The organism is Priestia sp. P5_B4, assembly GCF_056400385.1.
Window position 1 is genome coordinate 1 of record NZ_JBFULJ010000594.1, and the last position, 2,399, is coordinate 2,399.

General features: G+C 34.4%; 1 protein-coding gene. It reads right to left on the minus strand.

Annotated elements, in window-relative coordinates; translation table 11 throughout:
• Positions 1 to 127: 127 nt before the first annotated feature.
• On the minus strand, positions 128 to 1,150 hold the full coding sequence (locus AC1DRF_RS23425; RefSeq protein ID WP_427076085.1) for a hypothetical protein: 1,023 nt from the start codon (positions 1,148 to 1,150) through the stop codon (positions 128 to 130).
• Positions 1,151 to 2,399 lie beyond the last annotated feature (1,249 nt).

A 2,399-nucleotide genomic window follows, 5' to 3' on the forward strand; every position in this document is an offset into this window, starting at 1 on the left:
CATTACGTTTATATAGATAGGATAATGGAATTGGATGGCTGCAAAAAGGGGTGTTTGTTTGTGCTATTTGTATCAAAAAGAGAAGAGAAGAGAGATAAAATAAAAAAAGGCATGCCAAATAAGCCCCTTATGAAGCTGTAAGTTCGGCAGGGACTTGATCTTGAAGATTTTTTGAAAGCTCTTTTCGAATAAGCATACGGATTTTTCCACCGTAATTTTCAACGACTTGAGCATCATGGCTGAAGAAGGCCTGTTCAATCAGCGAATAAAGGGCAGACTTTACTCGTTCAATACCATATTCAAAAGAAAGCTGAACCAAATCAGCGATGTCTTCGTTTTGGAATGAGGACATAACAATTCCGGTAGAATCTGTGCTGTGTCCAGATAATTTTACAAAAGTCTCTTCAATAGTACGTCGAATGGCCGCATCGTATTGATCTTTCTTTTCTTGTTTTGACATCTTGCCATTTTTAGCTCCGTCTTTTAAAACAAAGAAAATAGTAGATCCTTGGACAACGGTTTTAAATGCGCTCGTCTGTGTTTCAGCTATTTTTTGCATCATACCTTTGTAGTGAGTATATTTCGGCGTAAAAATTTTATAGTCATTAAAGCTAATTTTTGAAGTGTTTTCTGCAGGATTAAACTGACGCTTAATCGTATCGTTGTCATAAACCAATTCTTTGCGCAGCTCTAAGCGAAGGGCATTTACGTTTTCAATTAGAATAAGTTCTTCAAAGCGAGTATATTCTAATTCCATAAACCCAAAGCCGTGTTCTTCAAAATATTGAGGATAGGGAACAATACAAATATTGATTCCCTTGCCGCTGCGAGAATAGGAAATTAATTCCGTTTCTGCTAATACTATATTGTTGTTGCGAACTGTTCGAACGGTACAGTTCAAAGCAGCTGCAATCTCTTTTTCAGAAACATCACAAATAATACCTCTTTCATCAACGTGAAGGAAGTGATAAAAAATTAATTGTGAAATTTGAGATTTAGATAAACGGTGATGTTCTGCCACTGTTTTGATTGTAGGGTTCCCATGAGCGTCTAGGTCCATGTGATCTTCAATATCTTTATATTTTTCTACGGTGCTAGACAATTGGCGAATAATTTGTTTTCCAATTTTCGCAAATTCTTTTTTTATCATGAGAATCCCTCCAATCTATTTCATATCAACAATAATTTATTAGGGTAAAATAACAAAGAATACCTTGTGAAAATTATATCAATAAGAAACAGAATCGCAAACGAACGAGTAGTACGCTAAAAACGGCAAAAGGTTCAAAGAATGCTGTCATATCAAGGGGTGCAGCGTATAGGTTATTTAGTACGACAAAAACGGCAAAAGCAAGCAAGCACCGRCAGAACAGTGTTTGTTACGATCAGTAAAAATCAAAAAAAACTTTATGCGTTTTAGTACGTAAAAAACGGCAAAAGTCTCAGTATAGTACGCCAAAAATAGCAAAAGTGAAGAGTAGTACGCTAAAAACAGCAAAAGTGATCTCGATTCACCTAAAAAAAGGGAAGAAAATCACTTCTCTGATCGTTGTAAATAGCACAATGAATTTTGTTAGTACGTCAAAAATGGCAAAAGCTATTTTTAGTACGTGAAAAACGTCAAAAACGACGTAGTAGTACGACAAAAACAGCAAAAGTTTTCGTTTGGTACGTCAAAAATGGCAAAAGCTTTATATGTGCTGCGAAAAAAATAAAAAATGGGGTTTGAAAAGGCAATAACAAAGGGAAAAGCAACGTTTAGTACGCAGAAAACGGCAAAAGTAGTGAAGGAGTACGTCAAAAACGGCAAAAGGTAGGATTGTTTTACGGGAAAAAGAGAATAATTAACAATTAATAAGTGATTACGAGTAAATAAAATGAATGTAGTACGTCAAAAATGGCAAAAGAATCAGAGTGGTACGTCAAAAACAGCAAAAGGTAGTAATTAGTACGCTAAAAACGGCAAAAGAAACGAACAGGTACGTCAAAAACGGCAAAAGCTTCTGGTTAGTACGTTAAAAATGACAAAACTTCCAAACTATGAAATAAAAGTAGAGGGATATTTTGTATTTATAAGCTGAAAGTGGCAAAATATCAAATAAAAAAGGAAGGGAACAATTTACCCTTCCAATGTTTCTCTATGTTCTCCTCCAAAATAGTCTTGAATTTCATAATTTTGAAGAGGAATAAAAGAGATTTCAAATCCTTGAAGTTTTTGCTGATAACTTTGGATCAGTACTTGATTGCTAACAAACTCTGCTAGAGATTCATTAATTAATTTTAGATTGACATCAATTTTCTTTGAACGAAAACGAACTTTTGAAGCAAAATATTGATACGGGTAAAAATGAGTGTAAGACTTCTCTTGTAAATAGCAATCTAATCGCTCGTATCAATAT

What these genes read in the sequence shown, in the direction of transcription:
- AC1DRF_RS23425 (WP_427076085.1), bottom strand. Translation starts at nt 1,150, where the DNA reads ATGATAAAAAAAGAATTTGCGAAAATTGGAAAACAAATTATTCGCCAA.